Source organism: Arthrobacter sp. BI5, from assembly GCF_056680065.1.
In genome coordinates, this window is the sequence record NZ_CM155264.1 from 2170040 (window position 1) to 2186770 (window position 16731).

17 protein-coding genes are annotated in these 16731 nt (G+C 68.6%); 2 read left to right on the top strand and 15 right to left on the bottom strand.

What is annotated here, in order from left to right; all coding sequences use genetic code 11:
- Positions 1 to 66: 66 nt before the first annotated feature.
- Positions 67 to 1341: a PrsW family intramembrane metalloprotease gene (locus AC1MED_RS09825; RefSeq protein WP_479783146.1), complete on the top strand. Its 1275-nt coding sequence runs from the start codon at positions 67 to 69 to the stop codon at positions 1339 to 1341.
- A gap of 98 nt (positions 1342 to 1439) precedes the next feature.
- On the opposite strand, the gene nusB is transcribed toward AC1MED_RS09825, so the two are convergent.
- From nusB to AC1MED_RS09895, 14 genes are all read right to left on the bottom strand, one after another.
- Positions 1440 to 1850, bottom strand: a complete 411-nt coding sequence (gene nusB, locus AC1MED_RS09830; RefSeq protein WP_479783147.1) for a transcription antitermination factor NusB — start codon at positions 1848 to 1850, stop codon at positions 1440 to 1442.
- Positions 1850 to 2413, bottom strand: coding sequence for an elongation factor P (gene efp, locus AC1MED_RS09835; RefSeq protein WP_018773146.1), 564 nt, complete (start codon positions 2411 to 2413; stop codon positions 1850 to 1852). The genes nusB and efp overlap by 1 nt, the downstream gene beginning before the upstream one ends.
- Before the next feature lie 146 nt (positions 2414 to 2559).
- The gene (locus AC1MED_RS09840) at positions 2560 to 3078 is read right to left on the bottom strand and encodes a tetratricopeptide repeat protein (RefSeq protein WP_346960170.1); all 519 of its coding nucleotides are present in this window, start codon (positions 3076 to 3078) and stop codon (positions 2560 to 2562) included.
- Positions 3078 to 4169, bottom strand: coding sequence for a 3-dehydroquinate synthase (gene aroB / locus AC1MED_RS09845; RefSeq protein ID WP_479783148.1), 1092 nt, complete (start codon positions 4167 to 4169; stop codon positions 3078 to 3080). The genes AC1MED_RS09840 and aroB overlap by 1 nt, the downstream gene beginning before the upstream one ends.
- A 3-nt stretch (positions 4170 to 4172) precedes the next feature.
- Positions 4173 to 4721 (bottom strand): shikimate kinase, encoded by a 549-nt coding sequence (locus AC1MED_RS09850; RefSeq protein ID WP_479786642.1) that lies wholly within the window; start codon positions 4719 to 4721, stop codon positions 4173 to 4175.
- Positions 4722 to 4828: 107 nt separating this feature from the next.
- A complete protein-coding gene (gene aroC, locus AC1MED_RS09855) occupies positions 4829 to 6028 on the bottom strand; it encodes a chorismate synthase (RefSeq protein WP_346960167.1) in 1200 nt (399 codons plus the stop codon).
- A 26-nt stretch (positions 6029 to 6054) separates the two neighbouring features.
- The gene (locus AC1MED_RS09860) at positions 6055 to 6939 is read right to left on the bottom strand and encodes a shikimate dehydrogenase (protein WP_479786643.1); all 885 of its coding nucleotides are present in this window, start codon (positions 6937 to 6939) and stop codon (positions 6055 to 6057) included.
- Positions 6936 to 8627 (bottom strand): endolytic transglycosylase MltG, encoded by a 1692-nt coding sequence (gene mltG / locus AC1MED_RS09865; protein ID WP_479783149.1) that lies wholly within the window; start codon positions 8625 to 8627, stop codon positions 6936 to 6938. Before mltG ends, AC1MED_RS09860 begins: the two co-directional genes overlap by 4 nt.
- On the bottom strand, positions 8608 to 9222 hold the full coding sequence (gene ruvX, locus AC1MED_RS09870; protein ID WP_479783150.1) for a Holliday junction resolvase RuvX: 615 nt from the start codon (positions 9220 to 9222) through the stop codon (positions 8608 to 8610). Before ruvX ends, mltG begins: the two co-directional genes overlap by 20 nt.
- A gap of 13 nt (positions 9223 to 9235) precedes the next feature.
- Positions 9236 to 11914, bottom strand: a complete 2679-nt coding sequence (alaS, locus tag AC1MED_RS09875; protein WP_479780385.1) for an alanine--tRNA ligase — start codon at positions 11912 to 11914, stop codon at positions 9236 to 9238.
- A 133-nt stretch (positions 11915 to 12047) separates the two neighbouring features.
- Positions 12048 to 12302 (bottom strand): DUF6167 family protein, encoded by a 255-nt coding sequence (locus AC1MED_RS09880; RefSeq protein WP_479783151.1) that lies wholly within the window; start codon positions 12300 to 12302, stop codon positions 12048 to 12050.
- A 29-nt stretch (positions 12303 to 12331) separates the two neighbouring features.
- Entirely contained in the window at positions 12332 to 12706 is a 375-nt protein-coding gene (locus AC1MED_RS09885) for a DUF948 domain-containing protein (protein WP_175321020.1), read from the bottom strand.
- A gap of 146 nt (positions 12707 to 12852) precedes the next feature.
- Positions 12853 to 13479: a 30S ribosomal protein S4 gene (gene rpsD / locus AC1MED_RS09890; protein ID WP_091251848.1), complete on the bottom strand. Its 627-nt coding sequence runs from the start codon at positions 13477 to 13479 to the stop codon at positions 12853 to 12855.
- A 181-nt stretch (positions 13480 to 13660) separates the two neighbouring features.
- Entirely contained in the window at positions 13661 to 15094 is a 1434-nt protein-coding gene (locus tag AC1MED_RS09895) for a replication-associated recombination protein A (protein ID WP_346960161.1), read from the bottom strand.
- 78 nt (positions 15095 to 15172) lie between these two features.
- On the opposite strand from AC1MED_RS09895, the gene AC1MED_RS09900 reads away from it, so the two are divergent.
- On the top strand, positions 15173 to 15820 hold the full coding sequence (locus tag AC1MED_RS09900; protein ID WP_479783152.1) for an acVLRF1 family peptidyl-tRNA hydrolase: 648 nt from the start codon (positions 15173 to 15175) through the stop codon (positions 15818 to 15820).
- A 28-nt stretch (positions 15821 to 15848) separates the two neighbouring features.
- Here AC1MED_RS09900 and AC1MED_RS09905 read toward each other — a convergent pair whose 3' ends face one another.
- A complete protein-coding gene (locus AC1MED_RS09905; protein ID WP_479783153.1) occupies positions 15849 to 16604 on the bottom strand; it encodes a GNAT family N-acetyltransferase in 756 nt (251 codons plus the stop codon).
- Between the last annotated feature and the right edge of the window lie 127 nt (positions 16605 to 16731).

Consider the following 16731-nt stretch of genomic DNA (forward strand, 5'->3'; position numbering starts at 1 on the left):
CACACGGCGGCCCTGCCCGGTGGGTCCATATTCGGCTGCCCGGCGCCTTCAGCTTAGGCTCGTGGCATGACGAGCTTTGATCCTCCGCCGGACGCCCGCACCCCGGGCCGGCAGCCGACGGCCGGCCAGACACCGCAGCAGGCTAACCCCAGCTGGATGGGACAGGTCCGGCCGCAGGACTACCGGCCGGCTCCCGGCTACGGGACGGGACCCGGGACGGTGCATGGCGGGGCGTACCGGGCCGCGTACACGGCGGTGCCGCCGCCGCGGGCCTCGGCGGGTATGACGGCGCTGGTGCTGGGCGGCGGGGTGCTCGCCTTTGTGAGTCTGTTCCTGGTGCTCCCGTTCTTGCTGGAAAATACCGGGCCGGGCGGCTTCGTCGTGGGCTTCATCGCCTCGCTGCTGCCGCTTGGCTCGGTCCTGCTGGCGGTCCGCTACATCGACCGCTGGGAGCCCGAACCGAAGCGGCTGCTGCTCTTCGCGTTCGCCTGGGGCGCGCTCGTGTCGATTTCGGTGACGATGCTCATCCAGCCGTTCTTTTCGCTCGCCGCAGGTCCGGCGTCGGGGCTGGATTACCGGACGTTCGCGGTCACGGTCCAGGCGCCGGTGGTGGAGGAATTCGCCAAGTCGCTGGGCCTGCTGCTGCTGCTGCTTTTCGCCCGCAGGCAGTTCGACGGTCCGGTCGACGGAGTCGTTTTCGCGTTCACGATTGCCGGCGGTTTCGCTTTCACCGAGAACATCCTGTACTTCGGCCGCGCGATCGCCGAGTCCAGCACCCCGGGCACGGACCTGGCCGTGGTGTTCTTCCTGCGCGGGGTGATGTCCCCGTTCGCGCATGCCATTTTCACCGGGACAACCGGGCTCATCCTGGGTTTCGCGGCGCGCCGCTGGCACTCCGGCCTGACGCTCCTGGCATTCCCGGTGGGCCTGGTCCCCGCCATGGCCCTGCACAGCGGCTGGAACTCGATGGGCCAGGATTTCCTGGCGCAGTACATCCTGGTCCAGGTGCCGCTCTTCCTGCTCGCCGTCCTCGTGGTGGTGCTCCTGCGCGTCGCGGAACGCCGGCTGACCCGGCAGCGGCTGCAGGAGTACGCAGCTGCCGGCTGGTTCACTGGCCAGGAGGTGGCCATGCTGGCGACCCCCGCCGGGCGCCGCTCGGCCCTGCGCTGGGCCAGGTCGATCGGACGGGGTCCGCAGATGCGGGCATTCCTGCACGCCGCCACCCGGCTGGCTTTCACCCGGCAGCGGATCCTCAGCGGCCGGGACGTGCCGGCGCACCAGCTCGACGAGCAGCGGCAGCTCGCTGAGATTGTTGCGCTGCGCGACGCCGTGCTGCGCTGACCCCCGGGCGTGGGCCGCAGTGCAGCGACAACAAGGGCCGGTGTCCGCCTCGCGGCGGGCACCGGCCCTTGTGGTTGTTGTCCCGGCTCGCCCGGTTGTTAGGCCAGCAGCGACGGCTTCAGTTGCTGCAGCCGGCCCAGCAGGCCGTTGATGAACGACGGCGACTCGTCCGTGGAGAGCGTCTTGGCCAGGGCGACGGCCTCGCTCACGGCGACGCCGTCGGGGACGTCGTCGTTGTAGAGCAGTTCCCAGGTGCCGATCCGCAGGATGATGCGGTCCACGGAGGGCATCCGCTCCAGCGACCAGCCCTGCGAGTAGGTTTCGAGGAATTCGTCGATCGCGGCCTGGTGGGAGACGACCCCCTCGACGATTTCCAGGGTGTACGGGTTGATGATCTGATCCGTCTGTTCACGACGGTAACGCAGCACATCGAATGCGGAGGTGGAGCGTTGCTCCGCCTCGAAGAGAACATCCAGGGCCCGGTTACGGGCCTTACCGCGTGCGCTCACTAGTCGTTGACCCGGCCAAGGTAGCTGCCGTCGCGGGTGTCGACCTTGACCTTGGTGTTGTTCTCGACGAACAGCGGCACCTGGATTTCGTAGCCGGTCTCAAGGGTGGCCGGCTTGGTGCCCGCGGAGGAGCGGTCGCCCTGCAGGCCCGGCTCGGTGTAGGTGATTTCCAGCACGACGCTCGGCGGCAGTTCGATGTAGAGCGGGTTGCCTTCGTGGATGGCGATGTTAACCATCTGGTTTTCGAGCATGAAGTTGGTGGCGTCGCCGACGGTGGCGGCGGACACGGTCAGCTGGTCGAAGTCCGAGGTGTCCATGAACACGAAGTCGGCGCCGTCCTGGTACAGGTACTGGTAGTCGCGGCGGTCAACCGTGGCGGTCTCGATTTTGAGTCCGGCGTTGAAGGTCTTGTCGACGACCTTGCCGGACATCACGTTGCGCATCTTGGTGCGGACGAACGCGCCGCCCTTGCCGGGCTTGACGTGCTGGAACTCGATGATGTTCCAAAGCTGGCCCTCAAGCTTCAGCACGGTTCCGTTCTTGATGTCGTTAGTGGTTGCCACAATATCCTCAGGTTTCTCAAGTTGACTGGTACTAGCCGCCAGCCGCTTATGCCAGGCAGGCATGCCGATCCGGCCCGCCAGCGCGTATTTATCAAAAATCCAAAAACCATTCTACCGGTTTTGCCGGGCCGCTGCCGGACGGCCCCTTAGCTGGCCAGGTCCAGCACGTCCCGTGCACGCTGCAGGGCCACCGTCGACGAGTAGATCAGGGCCGCATCCGCGGAGCCGGCCACGCGCAGGTCCAGGGCCTTGGCGAAAGATTCGACGGCGGCGGCAATGTTGCCGGCCGCAAAGTGGGACCGGCCCAGGTGCTGCCGGACCACGGCCTCCTCGGGGGTGCCCTGCGCGTCGGCGAGGAGCTGGCGGTAGAGTTCCACGGCGCGGTCGAAGCGGTGCGAGACCCGCAGCACCTCGGCCTCGAACATCCGCAGCCGGAACGAGTCCGGGTCTTTGTACCGGGCCTCGGCGAGCAGTTCTGCGGCCTCGCCCGGGTGGCCTTCCACGAGGCGGACAAAGATCAGGTCGGTGGGGTCCGTCGAGGAGGCCAACGCCTCGGCGCACGCCTCCCCGTTGACCACCTGCGGCATGAGGGTTTGCGGGTTGATCCGGATGCCGGGGAATCCGGCGTCCGGCCACTCGCTGGTGCCGCCGCTGTCACTGATCATCAGGACGCGATCTCCTGGTACGCCGCGAAGAGCAGCGAAGTGTCCGGGACGTCCAGGATGCCGGGGCGTCCAACGCCGTCGAGCACCACGAAGCGCAGCAGGTCGCCGCGGGACTTCTTGTCCCGCCGCATGCCGTCCAGCAGGGCCTGCCAGCGGTCGCGCCGGTAGGTGATGGGCAGGCCGAGGCTTTCGAGGATGCTCCGGTGCCGGTCGGCGTCGGCGTCGCTGAGCCGTCCGACGCTGCGGGCCAGTTCCGCGGCAAACATCATGCCCACCGAAACCGCGGCGCCGTGCCGCCAGGAGTAGCGTTCGGCGAGTTCAATCGCGTGGCCCAGGGTGTGGCCGTAGTTGAGGATCTCGCGCTGCCCGGTTTCCTTGAGGTCCTCGGAGACAACCCGGGCCTTGACCGCGATGGCGCGTTCGATCAGTTCGCGCACCGCCCCGGACCGGGGGTCGGACACCGCGGCGGGGTCCTTTTCAATCAGGTCAAGGATGGCCGGGTCGGCGATGAAGCCGCACTTGATGACCTCGGCCATGCCGGAGATCATTTCGTTCTTCGGCAGCGTGTCCAGCGTGTCCAGGTCAGCGAGAACGCCGGCCGGCGGGTGGAACACGCCCACCAGGTTCTTGCCTTCGGCGGTGTTGATGCCGGTCTTGCCGCCGACGGCCGCGTCCACCATGCCCAGCAGGCTGGTCGGCATGTGGATGACCTTGACACCACGCAGCCAGGTGGCAGCGACGAAGCCGGCGAGGTCGGTCACCGCTCCCCCGCCGACGGCGACGATCGCGTCCGAGCGGGTGAAGTCGTTCTGGCCCAGCACCTGCCAGCAGAACGAGGCCACCTCGATGTGCTTGCCTTCCTCGGCGTCCGGGATCTCGGCCGTCAGCGCGGTGAAGCCAGCGGTGGCCAGCTCCTCCCGGACGGCGTCGCCGGTGAGGCGCAGGGCACGCGGGTGGACGACGAGGACGCGCTTGACGCGCTCCCCCAGCAGGCCCGGCAGGTTGGCCAGCAGTCCGCGGCCGACGACGACGTCGTAGTTGTCCCCCGGAGCCTTGCCGGTGACTTTAATGACGGTTGATTCGGTGCTCACTTTTCAACTTTCCTTGTCGCTGCTGGGGGCGGGGGTGGCCGCGGGTTGGGTGGCGGCGAGCTGTTCCAGCGCATCTTCAAGCCGGCGCGCGAGTTCCGGGACGGAACCGCTCCGGACGTCGAGGACCAGGTCGGCGAGCCGTTCATAGACCGGCTGCCGGGTAGCGAACAGGGTCCGCCAGCGTTCCATGGCGTCGCCGGCCAGGAGCGGCCGACCGGAGTTTCGGGCGATGCGCTCGGCCACGGTGCTGGCGTCGCATTCAAGGTAGACCACGGTGCACTCGGCCAGCAGTTGCTGGGTTCCGGAGTCCAGCACGGCGCCGCCGCCAAGGGAGATGACCGTGCGGGAGCCCGCGGCGGTGCCGGCGGCAGCCTCTTCGATGGCCTGCGCGACGGCGCGGGCTTCGAGTTCGCGGAATGCGCACTCTCCCCGGCCCGCGAAGATGTCCGCGATGGTGCCGTGCTGGGCGACCACTTCGACGTCGGTGTCGACGAAGCGGGCGCCGAGCTGCTGGGCGAGCTGCTGCCCGATCGCGGACTTGCCGACCGCCATCGGACCGATCAGCGCGACCGGCCGGCTGGGTGTCCCGGGCAGTGTTTTACGCAGTGTTTTACGCAAAGATGGGCGCGCTTCCTTACGCGGTGGAGTAGGGGCCGGCACTAGTGGCCGATCGAGTCCAGGGACGCCGGAATATTGTCCAGGTAACCCTTGATATTGCGGGCGGTTTCCTCGACCGAGTCGCCGCCGAACTTTTCCGTGACCGCCTCGGCGAGGACCAGGGCCACCATCGCCTCGGCCACGACGCCGGCGGCCGGGACCGCACAGACGTCCGAGCGCTGGTGGTGGGCCTTCGCGGCCTCGCCGGTGCTGACGTCGACGGTCTTGAGCGCGCGCGGGACGGTCGCGATCGGCTTCATGGCCGCCCGGACCCGGAGCACGTCGCCGATGCTCATGCCGCCTTCGATGCCGCCGGCGCGGTTGGACGTGCGGATGATCCGGCCGTCCGCGTCCTTGACGATTTCGTCGTGGGCGGCCGAGCCGCGGCGCGCGGCGGTCAGGAAGCCGTCGCCGACCTCGACGCCCTTGATCGCCTGGATGCCCATCAGGGCGGCGGCGAGGCGCGAGTCGAGGCGCCGGTCCCAGTGTACGTAGCTGCCCAGCCCCGGCGGCAGGCCGTAGGCGAGGACTTCGACGACGCCCCCGAGGGTTTCGCCTTCCTTGTGCGCGGCGTCCACCTCGGCGACCATGGCGTCGGAGGTTTCGCGGTCGAAGCAGCGCAGCGGGTCGGCGTCGAGGGCCAGCACGTTCTCCGGCACCGGCAGCGGCCGGCCTTCCGGGACGGCAACGCTGGCGATCGAGACGGTGTGCGAGACCAGTTCGATTCCGAGTTGCTTCAGGAATGCGGCGGCGACGGCGCCCAGGGCCACCCGGGTGGCGGTCTCGCGGGCGCTGGCGCGCTCCAGGACCGGCCGCGCTTCGTCGAAGCCGTACTTCTGCATGCCGGTGAAGTCGGCATGGCCCGGCCGCGGCCGGGTGAGGGGTGCGTTGCGGGCCTGGTCGGCCAGTACTTCAGGGGCCACCGGGTCAGCGGACATGATCTGCTCCCACTTGGGCCATTCGGTGTTCCCGACCTGGATGGCGACCGGGCCGCCCTGGGTCAGTCCGTGGCGGACGCCGCCCAGGACCGTTACCGCGTCCTGTTCGAACTTCATCCGCGCACCGCGGCCGTAGCCGAGGCGCCGGCGTGCCAGTGCCTCGACGATCCGGTCGCTGGTGAGCTCAACACCGGCGGGGACGCCTTCGATAATTCCGACCAAGGCCGGACCATGGGATTCTCCGGCAGTCAACCAACGCAACATAAAATCCATCCTGCCATGCAAGGCCCTTAGAACACCCGTCGGGGCGCCCCGACTGCGTCACACATCACATCTATGACCTCCGCCGGCACGGGGCCTTTGAGGCCGGTGAAATGGCGTACCTGCTCGACCGCCTGGTAGAGCAGCATTTCGAGGCCGGGGACCACCCGGCCGCCCGCGTCCGTCCAGACGGCGGCGATCCGGCTCGGCCAGGGATCGTAGGCTACGTCCAGGAGCACCCCGGCGACTGTGCCGCCGTACGGCCCCACTGCTGCGGCGAGTTCCTCCGCGAGGCCGTCGGCGGCGCGCGGCGGCAGGGTGGAGATTACGACGTCGGCGGTGGTTACCGCCGGTGCTGCCGCCGCCAGCGGCAGGACCTGCAGGGCAAGACCCACGGCGGCGGCCGCCGCCCGGGCTTCGGCGGCGCGGCCGACGTCGCGGACGTAAACGGCGGCATCGGAGGCACCGAGTTCCTTGAGCGCGGCAACAGCGGCCGCGGCCGTCCCGCCGCCGCCGAGGATGACGGCGGATGGTTCGGAAACGGCGCCGGCGTACCGGAGCGCGTTGACGATCCCGGCGACGTCGGTGTTGTAGCCGACCAGGCGGACCGGCGCACCGGCGGCGGCGCCCGGCCGTTCGAAGGCCACGGTGTTGATGACGCCCAACTGCCGGGCGACGCCGCGGACTTCGTCCATCTCGGCGGCCATCGCGGCCTTGAGCGGCATCGTCACGGACAGGCCGCGCCAGCTGGCATCGCGACGCACCCCGGCCATGAACGCCGGCAGCGCGGCCTCGGTCACGTCGATGGCCTCATAGGCCAGTTCGATGCCGAGCTGCGCATAGGCGGCGCGGTGCAGTGCCGGGGACTTCGAGTGGCTGATGGGATGCCCGAGCACGGCGGCCCGCAGCGTCACACGCATCGTCCGGGGTTGGCCTCACACCAGGCGTTGTACTTGGCCACGTAGCCGTTGTGCTCCGCCAGGGTCTTGGAGAACTTCGTCTCCTTGGTGTCCAGGTTGATGGTGACCCAGTACAGGTAGTCATTCTTCTTGGGCTTGGCGGCGGCGTCGATGGCCCGTTTGCCCGGGGACCCGATGGGCCCGGCCGGCAATCCGGGGTTGGCGTAGGTGTTGTACCGGTTCGACTTGTCCGCTTTTTGGTCCTCGTCAATGTGGAAGCTGCGGATCCCCAGCCCGTAGGTCACCGTGGCGTCGGACTGGATCAGGCCGTTGGTCTCGGTGTTGTTGGGCTTGAGCCGGTTGTAGATGGCGCCGGCCACGTCTCCGTATTCGGCCTGGCCGCCTTCGGCCTGGACGATGCTGGCGACCGTGAGGGCGTCGTACTGCTTGCCGGGATCCGTAACGCCCTGTGCCTTGAGTTCCTCCAGCGTGGTGCCGACGAGTTTCGCCAGGATGTCTTTGCCGGACGTCCCGAGCGGGAAGCGGTATTCGCCCGGGAACAGGAACCCTTCCAGGTTTTTGGCCTTGGCCGGCACGCCGAACTGCTTCGGGGAGTCGCTGAGCTTCTTCAGGTCGGCCACCGGGATTCCGGTGCCCTCGGAAATGGCCTGGAGGGATTCACCGATCCTCAGGCCTGCGCTCAGGGCGAAGTACATGACCTTGTCCTGGTCCTTGTTCAACAGGACAGCCACGGCATCCGCGTTGTTCATTTCCTTGCGCAGCGTAAAGGTTCCCGGGCTCAGGGCTCCGCCCGAGGCGGCGAACTGCTTGACGAACGAGTCCGCGTTCGCAATGACTTTCTGGGCCTCCATGTCGGCGGCAACGGACCGGGGACCCGCGCCGGGCGGAACGGTGATCGTCACGGACCCGGTTCCCGGCCCGGGGTAATCGGCCATCTTGTCGCCGCCGAGCAGCGGCTTAATCACCTGGGCGCCAACGACGATGGCGACCACAAAAACGGCCAGCGTCAGAACGAGGGCGAGGAAACGGCGGCGCCGGCGGACCTTCTTGGATGGGCCCTTGGTGGTGGGGAGGGCGGCGGCGCCGGCGATCAGGTCACGCCCGGGCTCGTCGTCGTAGCCATCGTGGGCATCATCGTCGGGGTGGGACGCGTAGCCCGGGTGGAAATCCGCCCCGTCCTGAAGGCGCCGGCCGTACTGCAGCTCGTCGGCGCGCCGCAGGGTCTCCTCGCGGGACATCCCGCCGGCGTACTCGTGGACCGGTCCGTCGTGCAGGGGGTGTCCGTGGACCGGCTCTTCCTGGGCGGGTTCCTGATGAACCGGCTCCTCGTGGACCGGGTGTTCAACCACCGGTTCCTCGTGCTGCGCCGCCGGGCGAACGGGGTCTGCGTGGACAGGTGCTGCGTGAACGGGATCTTCATGCACAGTCGGCGCGGTCCGCGGCTGCGCCGGGGCGGCGTCAGCGGGTTCGCGGGGCGCTTCCGGCGCGGCGTCAGCGGGCTCGCGGGGTGCCTCCGGCGCGGCCGGGACCTCCTGGCCGGTCTCGAAGGCCTGCGGCGGGATTATGTCGTGACCCTGGGTGGCCAGGAACTTTTCCTGGGCCCGGATCTCTTTGCGCGTCAGCGGTCGGCCAGCGCCGCTATTGGCAACACCAGAGGAGTCGTCATTGTTGACCGGGCTCACTGTAGCCTTCCATTTTGGGCAGAATGCGTTGTGCAGAATGCGTGTGTACTTCCGGAACGGCCTGAGCGCCGTTGCCGGGTGGCCCCGGAGGGAGGTCCGCGCTGACGCGGCTTCCTACATCCGTTCCCCTGGCCTTTTGCATGTCGATCGCGTGCTGCAGGATACCTGCGGCCGCAACCTGATCCACTACTTTACGGTGGTCCCTGCTGCTCATGCCAGCCTGATGCAGGTTGCGGTGGGCTGTCACCGTGCTCAGCCGCTCGTCAACCAACCTGACCGGAATGCCGGATCCGGCCTCCAATAGTGTACTGACCAGTAGCTTTGCATACTCGGTGGCCATTCGAGCGGAAGCGTGCTCCTCGCCTTTCATGGTGCGCGGCAGGCCGACAAAAATTTCCACCACGTCGAGTTCGGCCGCGAGTTTCGCGAGGACGCGGACGTCGGTGTTCTTCTTCACGTTCCGGTCCAGCGTCCGCAGCGGCGTGGCCAGGATGCCGTCACGGTCACAGACCGCGACGCCCACCCGGACGGTGCCGACGTCTACCCCGAGTTTTACGCCCTGGGGGTAGACGCCGGGCACGGCCGATTCAGTCATCCGTGGTTCCGGTCTAACGCCTCGTAATGGCGTCCACGACGGCGGAGAGCGCCGCGCCGACCTTCGCGGCGTCCGTGCCGCCGCCCTGGGCAACGTCGTCCTTGCCGCCGCCGCCGCCGCCGAGGATACCGGCCGCGAGCCGGACCAGTGCCCCGGCTTTGACGCCGGCCGCGCGGGCAGCGTCGTTGGTGGCGATCAGGATGACCGGGCGGTCATTGCTGACCCCGGCGACAGCGACGGCTGCCGGCTCGGAACCGAGGCGGGTCCGCAGGTCCAGGGCGAGGCCGCGGAGGTCGTCGGCGCCGCTGACCATGCCGGCGTCGTGGGCGATGACCTTGACGCCGGCGGCGTCCTTGGCGGTGCCCACTAGCTGCGCGGCGGCAGCCGTGAGCTGCTCCTTGCGCAGCCGCTCGAGTTCCTTCTCGGCCGTCTTCAGCTTGTTCAGCGTGCTGGCGATCCGTTCGGTCAGCAGGCCGGAGGGGACCTTAAGCATCTCGGTGAGTTCGGTCACCAGGGCGCGCTCGGCGGCAAGGTGGCGGAACGCGTCCATGCCGACGAAGGCCTCCACGCGGCGGTTTCCCGAACCCACGGACTGCTCGCCCAGCAGGGACAGGCTCCCGATCAGGGAGGTGTTGGACACGTGCGTGCCGCCGCAGAGCTCACGGGACCAGGCGCCGTCGATCTCGACGACGCGCACCTCGTTGCCGTAGTTCTCACCGAACAGGGCCATCGCACCGAGGGCCTTGGCTTCGGCGAGGCCCATGACCTTGGTCTCGACCTGGAAGTTGTTCCGGATCGCGATGTTGGAAACTTCCTCGATTTCGGAGCGCGTCGCGGCGCTGAGGCCTTCGCCCCAGGCGAAGTCGAAGCGGAGGTAGCCGGCCTTGTTGAACGAGCCGCGCTGCAGCGCCTCCGGGCCAAGGATCTGGTGCAGTGCCGCGTGCACAATGTGCGTGCCGGTGTGCGCCTGCTCGGCGGCGTGGCGGCGTTCCCGGTCCACGGCAGCCTGGACCAGGGAGTCGGCGCCGATTTCACCTTCGCGGACGATTGCCTTGTGCACGCTCAGGCCCTTGATCGGGCGCTGCACGTCCAGGACTTCGACGACGAAGCCGTCACCGGTGATGAGCCCGGTGTCCGCTGCCTGGCCGCCTGCTTCGGCGTAGAACGGCGTCTCTGCCAGCACGAGTTCGATTTCCTCGCCGGTGGACGCCTGGGAAACCTTCCGGCCGCCGGCGAGGATGCCGCGCACCTTCGATTCGCCGGCGAGCTCGGTGTAGCCGGTGAAGACGGTCTCCCCCGCGGCCAGCAGCTCCTGGAAGGCGGAGAGGTCCGCGTGGGCGCCCTTTTTGCCCTTGGCGTCGGCCTGGGCGCGCTGGCGCTGTTCCAGCATGAGCTTGCGGAATTCGGGCTCGTCGACCTTGAGTCCGGCTTCCTCGGCCATTTCCAGGGTGAGGTCGATCGGGAAGCCGTAGGTGTCGTGCAGGGCGAAGGCGTCCGCGCCGGAGAGCGGCTGGCCTGCGGCCTTGGATTCCTTCACGGCGTCCTCGAGCCGTGCGGTGCCGGAGGCGATGGTGCGCAGGAAGGCCTTTTCTTCGGCGTAGGCGATCCGGCTGATCCGGTCGAAGTCGGTCTCCACGACCGGGTAGACACCCTTCATGGCGTCGCGGGAGGCGGGCAGCAGTTCGGGCAGGCAGGCTTTCTCGACGCCGAGCAGGCGCATCGAGCGCACGGCCCGGCGGATCAGGCGGCGCAGCACGTAGCCGCGGCCTTCGTTGGAGGGGGTGACGCCGTCGGCGATCAGCATCAGGGCCGAACGGATGTGGTCGGCCACCACGCGCATCCGGACGTCGTCCGTGTGGTGCGGGTCCTCCGGGGTTTCCGCGGAGGTGTATTCCTTGCCGGAAAGCGCGGCGGCCTTGTCGATCACCGGGCGGACCTGGTCCGTCTCGTACATGTTTTCGACGCCCTGCAGGATCATCGCGAGGCGCTCCATGCCGAGGCCGGTGTCGATGTTCTTCTTCGGCAGCTCGCCGGTGATGTCGAAGTCCACCTTGGAGCGGACGTTGTCGATCTGGTACTGCATGAACACGAGGTTCCAGATTTCGATGTACCGGGTCTCGTCGGCCAGCGGGCCGCCTTCAATGCCGTAGGCCGGGCCGCGGTCGTAGTAGATCTCGGAGCAGGGGCCGGCGGGGCCGGGCTGTCCGGTGGACCAGTAGTTGTCCGCTTTGCCCATCCGCTGGATCCGCTCGGCCGGGACGCCGGTGTTCTTCAGCCAGAGTTCCTTGGCCTCGTCGTCCTCTTCATAGACGGTGACCCAGAGCCGTTCGGGCGGCAGGCCGTAGCCGCCGTCGTCGACGCCGGTGGTGAGCAGCTCCCAGGCGAACTTGATGGCGTCTTCTTTGAAGTAGTCGCCAAAGGAGAAGTTGCCGCACATCTGGAAGAAGGTGCCGTGCCGGGCGGTCTTGCCGACTTCCTCGATGTCGCCCGTGCGGATGCACTTCTGCACGCTGGTGGCCCGGGAGTAGGGGGCCTCCTCCCGCGCGGTCAGGTACGGGATGAAGGGCACCATGCCGGCCACTGTGAACAGCAGGGACGGGTCGCTGGAGACCAGGGAGGCGGACGGAACCGCCGTGTGGCCCTTGCTGACGAAAAAGTCGATCCAGCGCTTGGTGATCTCCTGCGACTTCATAACCTGGTTTCTTACCCTTCAATATTCACTGCGTATGTGGTTCGCGCGTCTGGTCCGCGGAACGGTCTGGTTCCGGCCTGCGGCCGTGCCGGCGGGCCGTCATGGGCACCGCCATCTACTAATTCTCTCCCGGCTAGCGCCGGACTACACCCCGGCCGGCGAGGCCCGTCTCGACGCCGGCGTCCACCCCGAGGGCAGAGCGGAGTTCGGATTCCCGCTCGTGCATGCCCACGCGGACGGCGTCGGCGAAGTCGTAGACGCCGTCGGCGAGCCGGCCGACGGCACGGTTCAGGCCCTCGGGGCCCAGGTTTGACTGCGCCTCGGTGAGTTTGCGGAAGGCGATGACGCCGATCGCGACGCCGATGCCCATCCAGATGATTCTGTTCATGTCAGCTCCTGTCAGCGTGCTCAGTTGGTTCAGCGGCTGCGGCGGCCGGTGGCGGGCTTTTTGCGGGCCGAGAAGGCGGACCGCACGCCGTAGCTGAACGCGGCGACCTTGATCAGCGGGGAGCCGACGGTGGCGGCAACCAGCGAAGACAGCGCCGAGATGTTGGCGGAGGCGTCCGAGACGTTGGAGGCGATCCCGTCGACCTTCTTCAGCTGCTGGTTGGTGGTGGAGACGGTGGCGGTGACCTCATCCATGAGCGGGGTGGCGCCGTCGCTGATCGAGCGGATGGTGCTGCGGACCTCGTCGAAAACACCGCCGAGCTTGAGGATCGGTACGGCGAGTAGCAGGACCAGGAGTGCAAACACTCCGGCCGCGATCAGGCCGGCAATATCGCCACCAGACATAGACGTTCATCTCCTTGAAACTACGTGGATTCCTGCATGGTTCTCCGGCCGCAGGCGCGGCACGCGGAGAACTCCCCCAAGTACCTTACATACAAAGAAGCCCGCGGCGCTTGCCACGGGCTTCTTTGTAAGGTGTCGCTCTGGATCTAGCGTGCGTAGAATTCCACGACGAGCTGCTCTTCGCAGGTCACGGGGATCTCGGAGCGCTTGGGGCGACGGACCAGGCGGGCCTGCAGGGCGTCAAGCTTGACGTCCAGGTAGGCCGGAACCATCGGCAGCACGTCGCGGTGCGCGCCGGCTGCTGCCACCTGGAACGGAGGCATGGTCTCGCTGCGGCTGTGGACGTGGACCAGCTGGCCCTCACCGACGCGGAAAGACGGGCGGTCAACGCGGATGCCGTCAACCAGGATGTGGCGGTGCACAACCAACTGGCGGGCCTGGGCGATGGTGCGGGCGAAGCCGGCACGCAGCACGAGGGCGTCGAGACGCATTTCGAGCAGTTCGATCAGGTTTTCACCGGTCAGGCCCTTGGTGCGGCGTGCTTCTTCGAAGGCACGGGTCATCTGGGCTTCGCGGATGCCGTACTGGGCGCGCAGACGCTGCTTTTCGCGCAGACGTACGGCGTAGTCGGAGTCCTGCTTCTTGCGGGCACGGCCATGCTCACCGGGGCCGTACGGGCGGCGCTCCATGTACTTGGCGGCCTTGGGGGTCAGAGCGATGCCGAGTGCACGCGAGAGGCGTGCGGTACGGCGAGCACGAGTGTTGTTAGCCACTTGTGTCCTTCCAATATCTGCGGTGTGTCAGTGTTACTGGCCTCCACGATGGAGAGCATCGGCCAACCGCTGCCTTTTGCTACTGGGCACAGGGCGAACCCATCAAATCAGCGTGAACCGCTGGGAACTGGTGGATTGTGCGTCCGTGCCTTGCCAGACAACGATCCATCCTACCAGAGGATCACTTGCCCCGGATGATCTTCCGCAGCCGTTCCAGCCGGGTGGAGATGTCGCGTTCGGCGCCGTTGCCGGTGGGTTCGTAGTAGTTCCGGCCGACGAGGTCGTCCGGCGGGTACTGCTGGGTGGCCACCGCATGGGGCGCGTCGTGCGCGTACTTGTAGCCCTTGCCGTGGCCCAGCTGCTTGGACCCGGGGTAGTGCGCGTCCCGCAGGTGCGCCGGGATGCCGTTGCCGAGGCCGGCGCGGACGTCGGCGATCGCCTGGTTGATCCCCATATACGCTGCGTTGGACTTCGGTGCGGTGGCGAGGTGGACTACAGCCTCGGCCAGGATGATGCGGCCCTCGGGCATGCCGATCAGCTGCACCGCCTGGGCGGCGGCCACCGCGGTCTGCAGTGCGGTCGGGTCGGCCATGCCGACGTCCTCGGCGGCGGAGATAACGATCCTCCGTGCTACGAACCGGGGGTCCTCCCCCGCCTCCAGCATCCGGGCCAGATAGTGCAGCGCGGCGTCGACGTCGGAGCCGCGAATGGACTTGATGAAGGCGCTGGCGACGTCGTAGTGCTGGTCGCCGGCGCGGTCGTAGCGTACCGAGGCGACGTCGAGGGCCCGTTCGGTGTGTTTGAGTTCGATCGTGACGGGAGCGTCCCCTGCGGGCCCGTCGTCCGCGTCCCCGAACGCGACGCCGGCCGCCGCCTCCAGCGCCGTCAGGGCACGGCGCGCGTCCCCGCCGGAAAGCCGGACCAGGTGGGCGAGTGCTTCCTCGTTGAGCTCCACTTTGCCGCCCAGGCCGCGGGCGTCCTCGGCGGCCCGCCGCAGCAGCCCCTCGACGTCGGCGTCGGTGAGCGGCTTGAGCGTCAGCAGCAGCGAACGGGACAGCAGCGGCGACACCACCGAGAACGAAGGGTTTTCCGTGGTGGCCGCGACCAGGACCACCCAGCGGTTCTCGACGCCCGGCAGCAGCGCGTCCTGCTGGGCCTTGTTGAAGCGGTGGATTTCGTCCAGGAACAGCACGGTGGTGGTCTTGTACAGGTCACGCGCGGTAAGCGCCTCGTCCATGACGCGCCGGACGTCCTTCACGCCGGCGGTGATGGCGGAGAGCTCAACGAACTTCCGGCCCGGGCCCTTGGCGATGACGTGCGCGAGGGTGGTCTTGCCGGTGCCGGGGGGTCCCCAGAGAATCAGGGAGCTTGGCCCGGCCGGTCCGGTGGCGTCGCTGCCGGCCGCGAGCTGCCGCAGCGGCGAGCCGTGGCCCAGGAGGTGCTGCTGGCCCACCACGTCGTCCAGGCTGCGCGGCCGCATCCGGACGGCCAGTGGACTGCGCGGCGCGGAGCGGCCCGGTGTGCCGCTCGAGGAGCTGCCGCCGCCGGACTCTTCGGCGTCGACGTCGTTGTTTGCGGACGCGTTGTCCTGCCCTGCGCCAAAGAGATCATCCACATAGATAGGCTACTTCTAGTTCCTGCCCGTCCTGACACGGCGGCGCTCCCCCTGAACCTCACAACGGAGATCCCTGCCATGGCCAGCCCCGACACCCGTGTGGCGTTCGTCTCCGGCGACCGCCTGCCGGGCTGGGTGGAACGGTTCCGGGCGAGCCACGGGGAGCTGCGGGAAGAACCGGACGACGACGGCCTGCGCCTGCTGGCCGTCGATGGCGCCGCGGCGCTGCTGCAGCCGCCGTGGCCGGACGGCGGACGCCCGGGCCGCGGCGATGATTCCGTGGCCCGGCTGGCGTCGCTGGCGTCGCAGCCGCGCCGGGTTGGCGTGGTCCTGGTGCGCCGCGGCGGGTACTCGGTGGCGGTGGTGTCCGAGGGACGGGTCCTGGCTTCCAAGACCGGCACGCGGCACGTGCAGTCCCGGACCGCCGCCGGCGGCTGGTCGCAGCAGCGCTTTGCCCGGCGCCGCGCCAACCAGGCCGATGCCCTGGTGGAAGCCGTGGCCGACCATGCCGCCCGTATCTTCGAGGACCAGGGTGTCGAATATCTCGTCCCGGGCGGGGACCGCACGCTGGCCGGGCAGGTGCTGGCCGAACCGGTGCTCAAGCGCTACGCGGCCCTGGTCCGGCTGCCGTTCCTGGACGTCCCCGACCCGCGCGCGGCAGTGCTCAAGAAGGCCGCGTGGGACCTGTGCGCGGTGCGGATCGTGGTCACGGACCCGCCGGCGTAAGAGCTTGGCGCTGAATCCTCTCGCGCGCTCAGCAGCCGGTCAGGTGCCGCTTGGGCCGCTCCTGCCGGTACAGGTAGCGGCCGGACTCCTCGAAGCCGGCGCGGGCGTAGAGTTCCTGCGCCCCGGTGTTGCCCGCCGTGACGAGCAGCCAGTACCCGGCAAGGCCCCGGCGTGTCCCCTCGTCCAGCAGCGCCTGCAGCACCGCGCTGGCATGGCCGCGCCGCCGGGCGTCGGGACGGGTCGCCATGCAGTACAGTCCGCCCCACTGGGGGCCGCCAGGTTCCGAGACAGGCAAGGCTAGCCGTCCGACGGCGGCCGCGACGCCGTCGTCGTCCCGCACCAGGGCGTACAGCGAGGGGCAGCCCGTCAGGATGCCGCGGGCCACCGCGAGGGCGGCGTCGTCGCCGCGGCCGTCAACGCTCCACCAGAGCCGAAGCCACTCCGGCGAGGGCTCCGTCGAGATCTCGACGCCGCGGGGACGAGCTGCAGAACCTCCGCCGTCCCGGGCCATGATCAGGGTCTCCGACTGGCGGGTGAACCCCTCGGCGTCGAGCACTGCGTTCAGCGGCGCAGAGCGATGGTCGTCGAAGACCTGGAAGATCAGCGGCAGCCGTCGGGCCTGGTACCAGAGCCGGGCGTGCCGGAGCGCAGCGAGCTGTGCGGGGCCGTCGGCTCCCGGCTCCAAGGGCCAGACGGAGTTGGCGCGCTGCGTCACGCCCGAGGCGGCGCGGAGCACCCAGCCGCCGGAGTCCTCACGTTCGGCGGCGGGCCACGCGGTATCCATCTGCGCCTCCAACGCGGGCCCGGATTGCGGTTCCAACGGGGGTATACCTTCCTGCCACGGATCACGAGGTCTTCAGCCGACAGCAACGGCCCCCCGGTTTCCCGGAGAGCCGCTGCTCCTGATCACC

Bases quoted from the DNA above. Each gene is read 5' to 3' on its own strand.
- alaS (WP_479780385.1), bottom strand. From the start codon at position 11,914: ATGAAGTCGCAGGAGATCACCAAGCGCTGGATCGACTTTTTCGTCAGC.
- AC1MED_RS09905 (WP_479783153.1), bottom strand. From the start codon at position 16,604: ATGGATACCGCGTGGCCCGCCGCCGAACGTGAGGACTCCGGCGGCTGG.
- AC1MED_RS09885 (WP_175321020.1), bottom strand. From the start codon at position 12,706: ATGTCTGGTGGCGATATTGCCGGCCTGATCGCGGCCGGAGTGTTTGCA.
- AC1MED_RS09880 (WP_479783151.1), bottom strand. From the start codon at position 12,302: ATGAACAGAATCATCTGGATGGGCATCGGCGTCGCGATCGGCGTCATC.
- AC1MED_RS09850 (WP_479786642.1), bottom strand. From the start codon at position 4,721: ATGGCGGTCGGCAAGTCCGCGATCGGGCAGCAGCTCGCCCAGCAGCTC.
- ruvX (WP_479783150.1), bottom strand. From the start codon at position 9,222: ATGACTGAATCGGCCGTGCCCGGCGTCTACCCCCAGGGCGTAAAACTC.
- AC1MED_RS09900 (WP_479783152.1), top strand. From the start codon at position 15,173: ATGGCCAGCCCCGACACCCGTGTGGCGTTCGTCTCCGGCGACCGCCTG.
- aroC (WP_346960167.1), bottom strand. From the start codon at position 6,028: ATGTTGCGTTGGTTGACTGCCGGAGAATCCCATGGTCCGGCCTTGGTC.
- AC1MED_RS09825 (WP_479783146.1), top strand. From the start codon at position 67: ATGACGAGCTTTGATCCTCCGCCGGACGCCCGCACCCCGGGCCGGCAG.
- AC1MED_RS09840 (WP_346960170.1), bottom strand. From the start codon at position 3,078: ATGATCAGTGACAGCGGCGGCACCAGCGAGTGGCCGGACGCCGGATTC.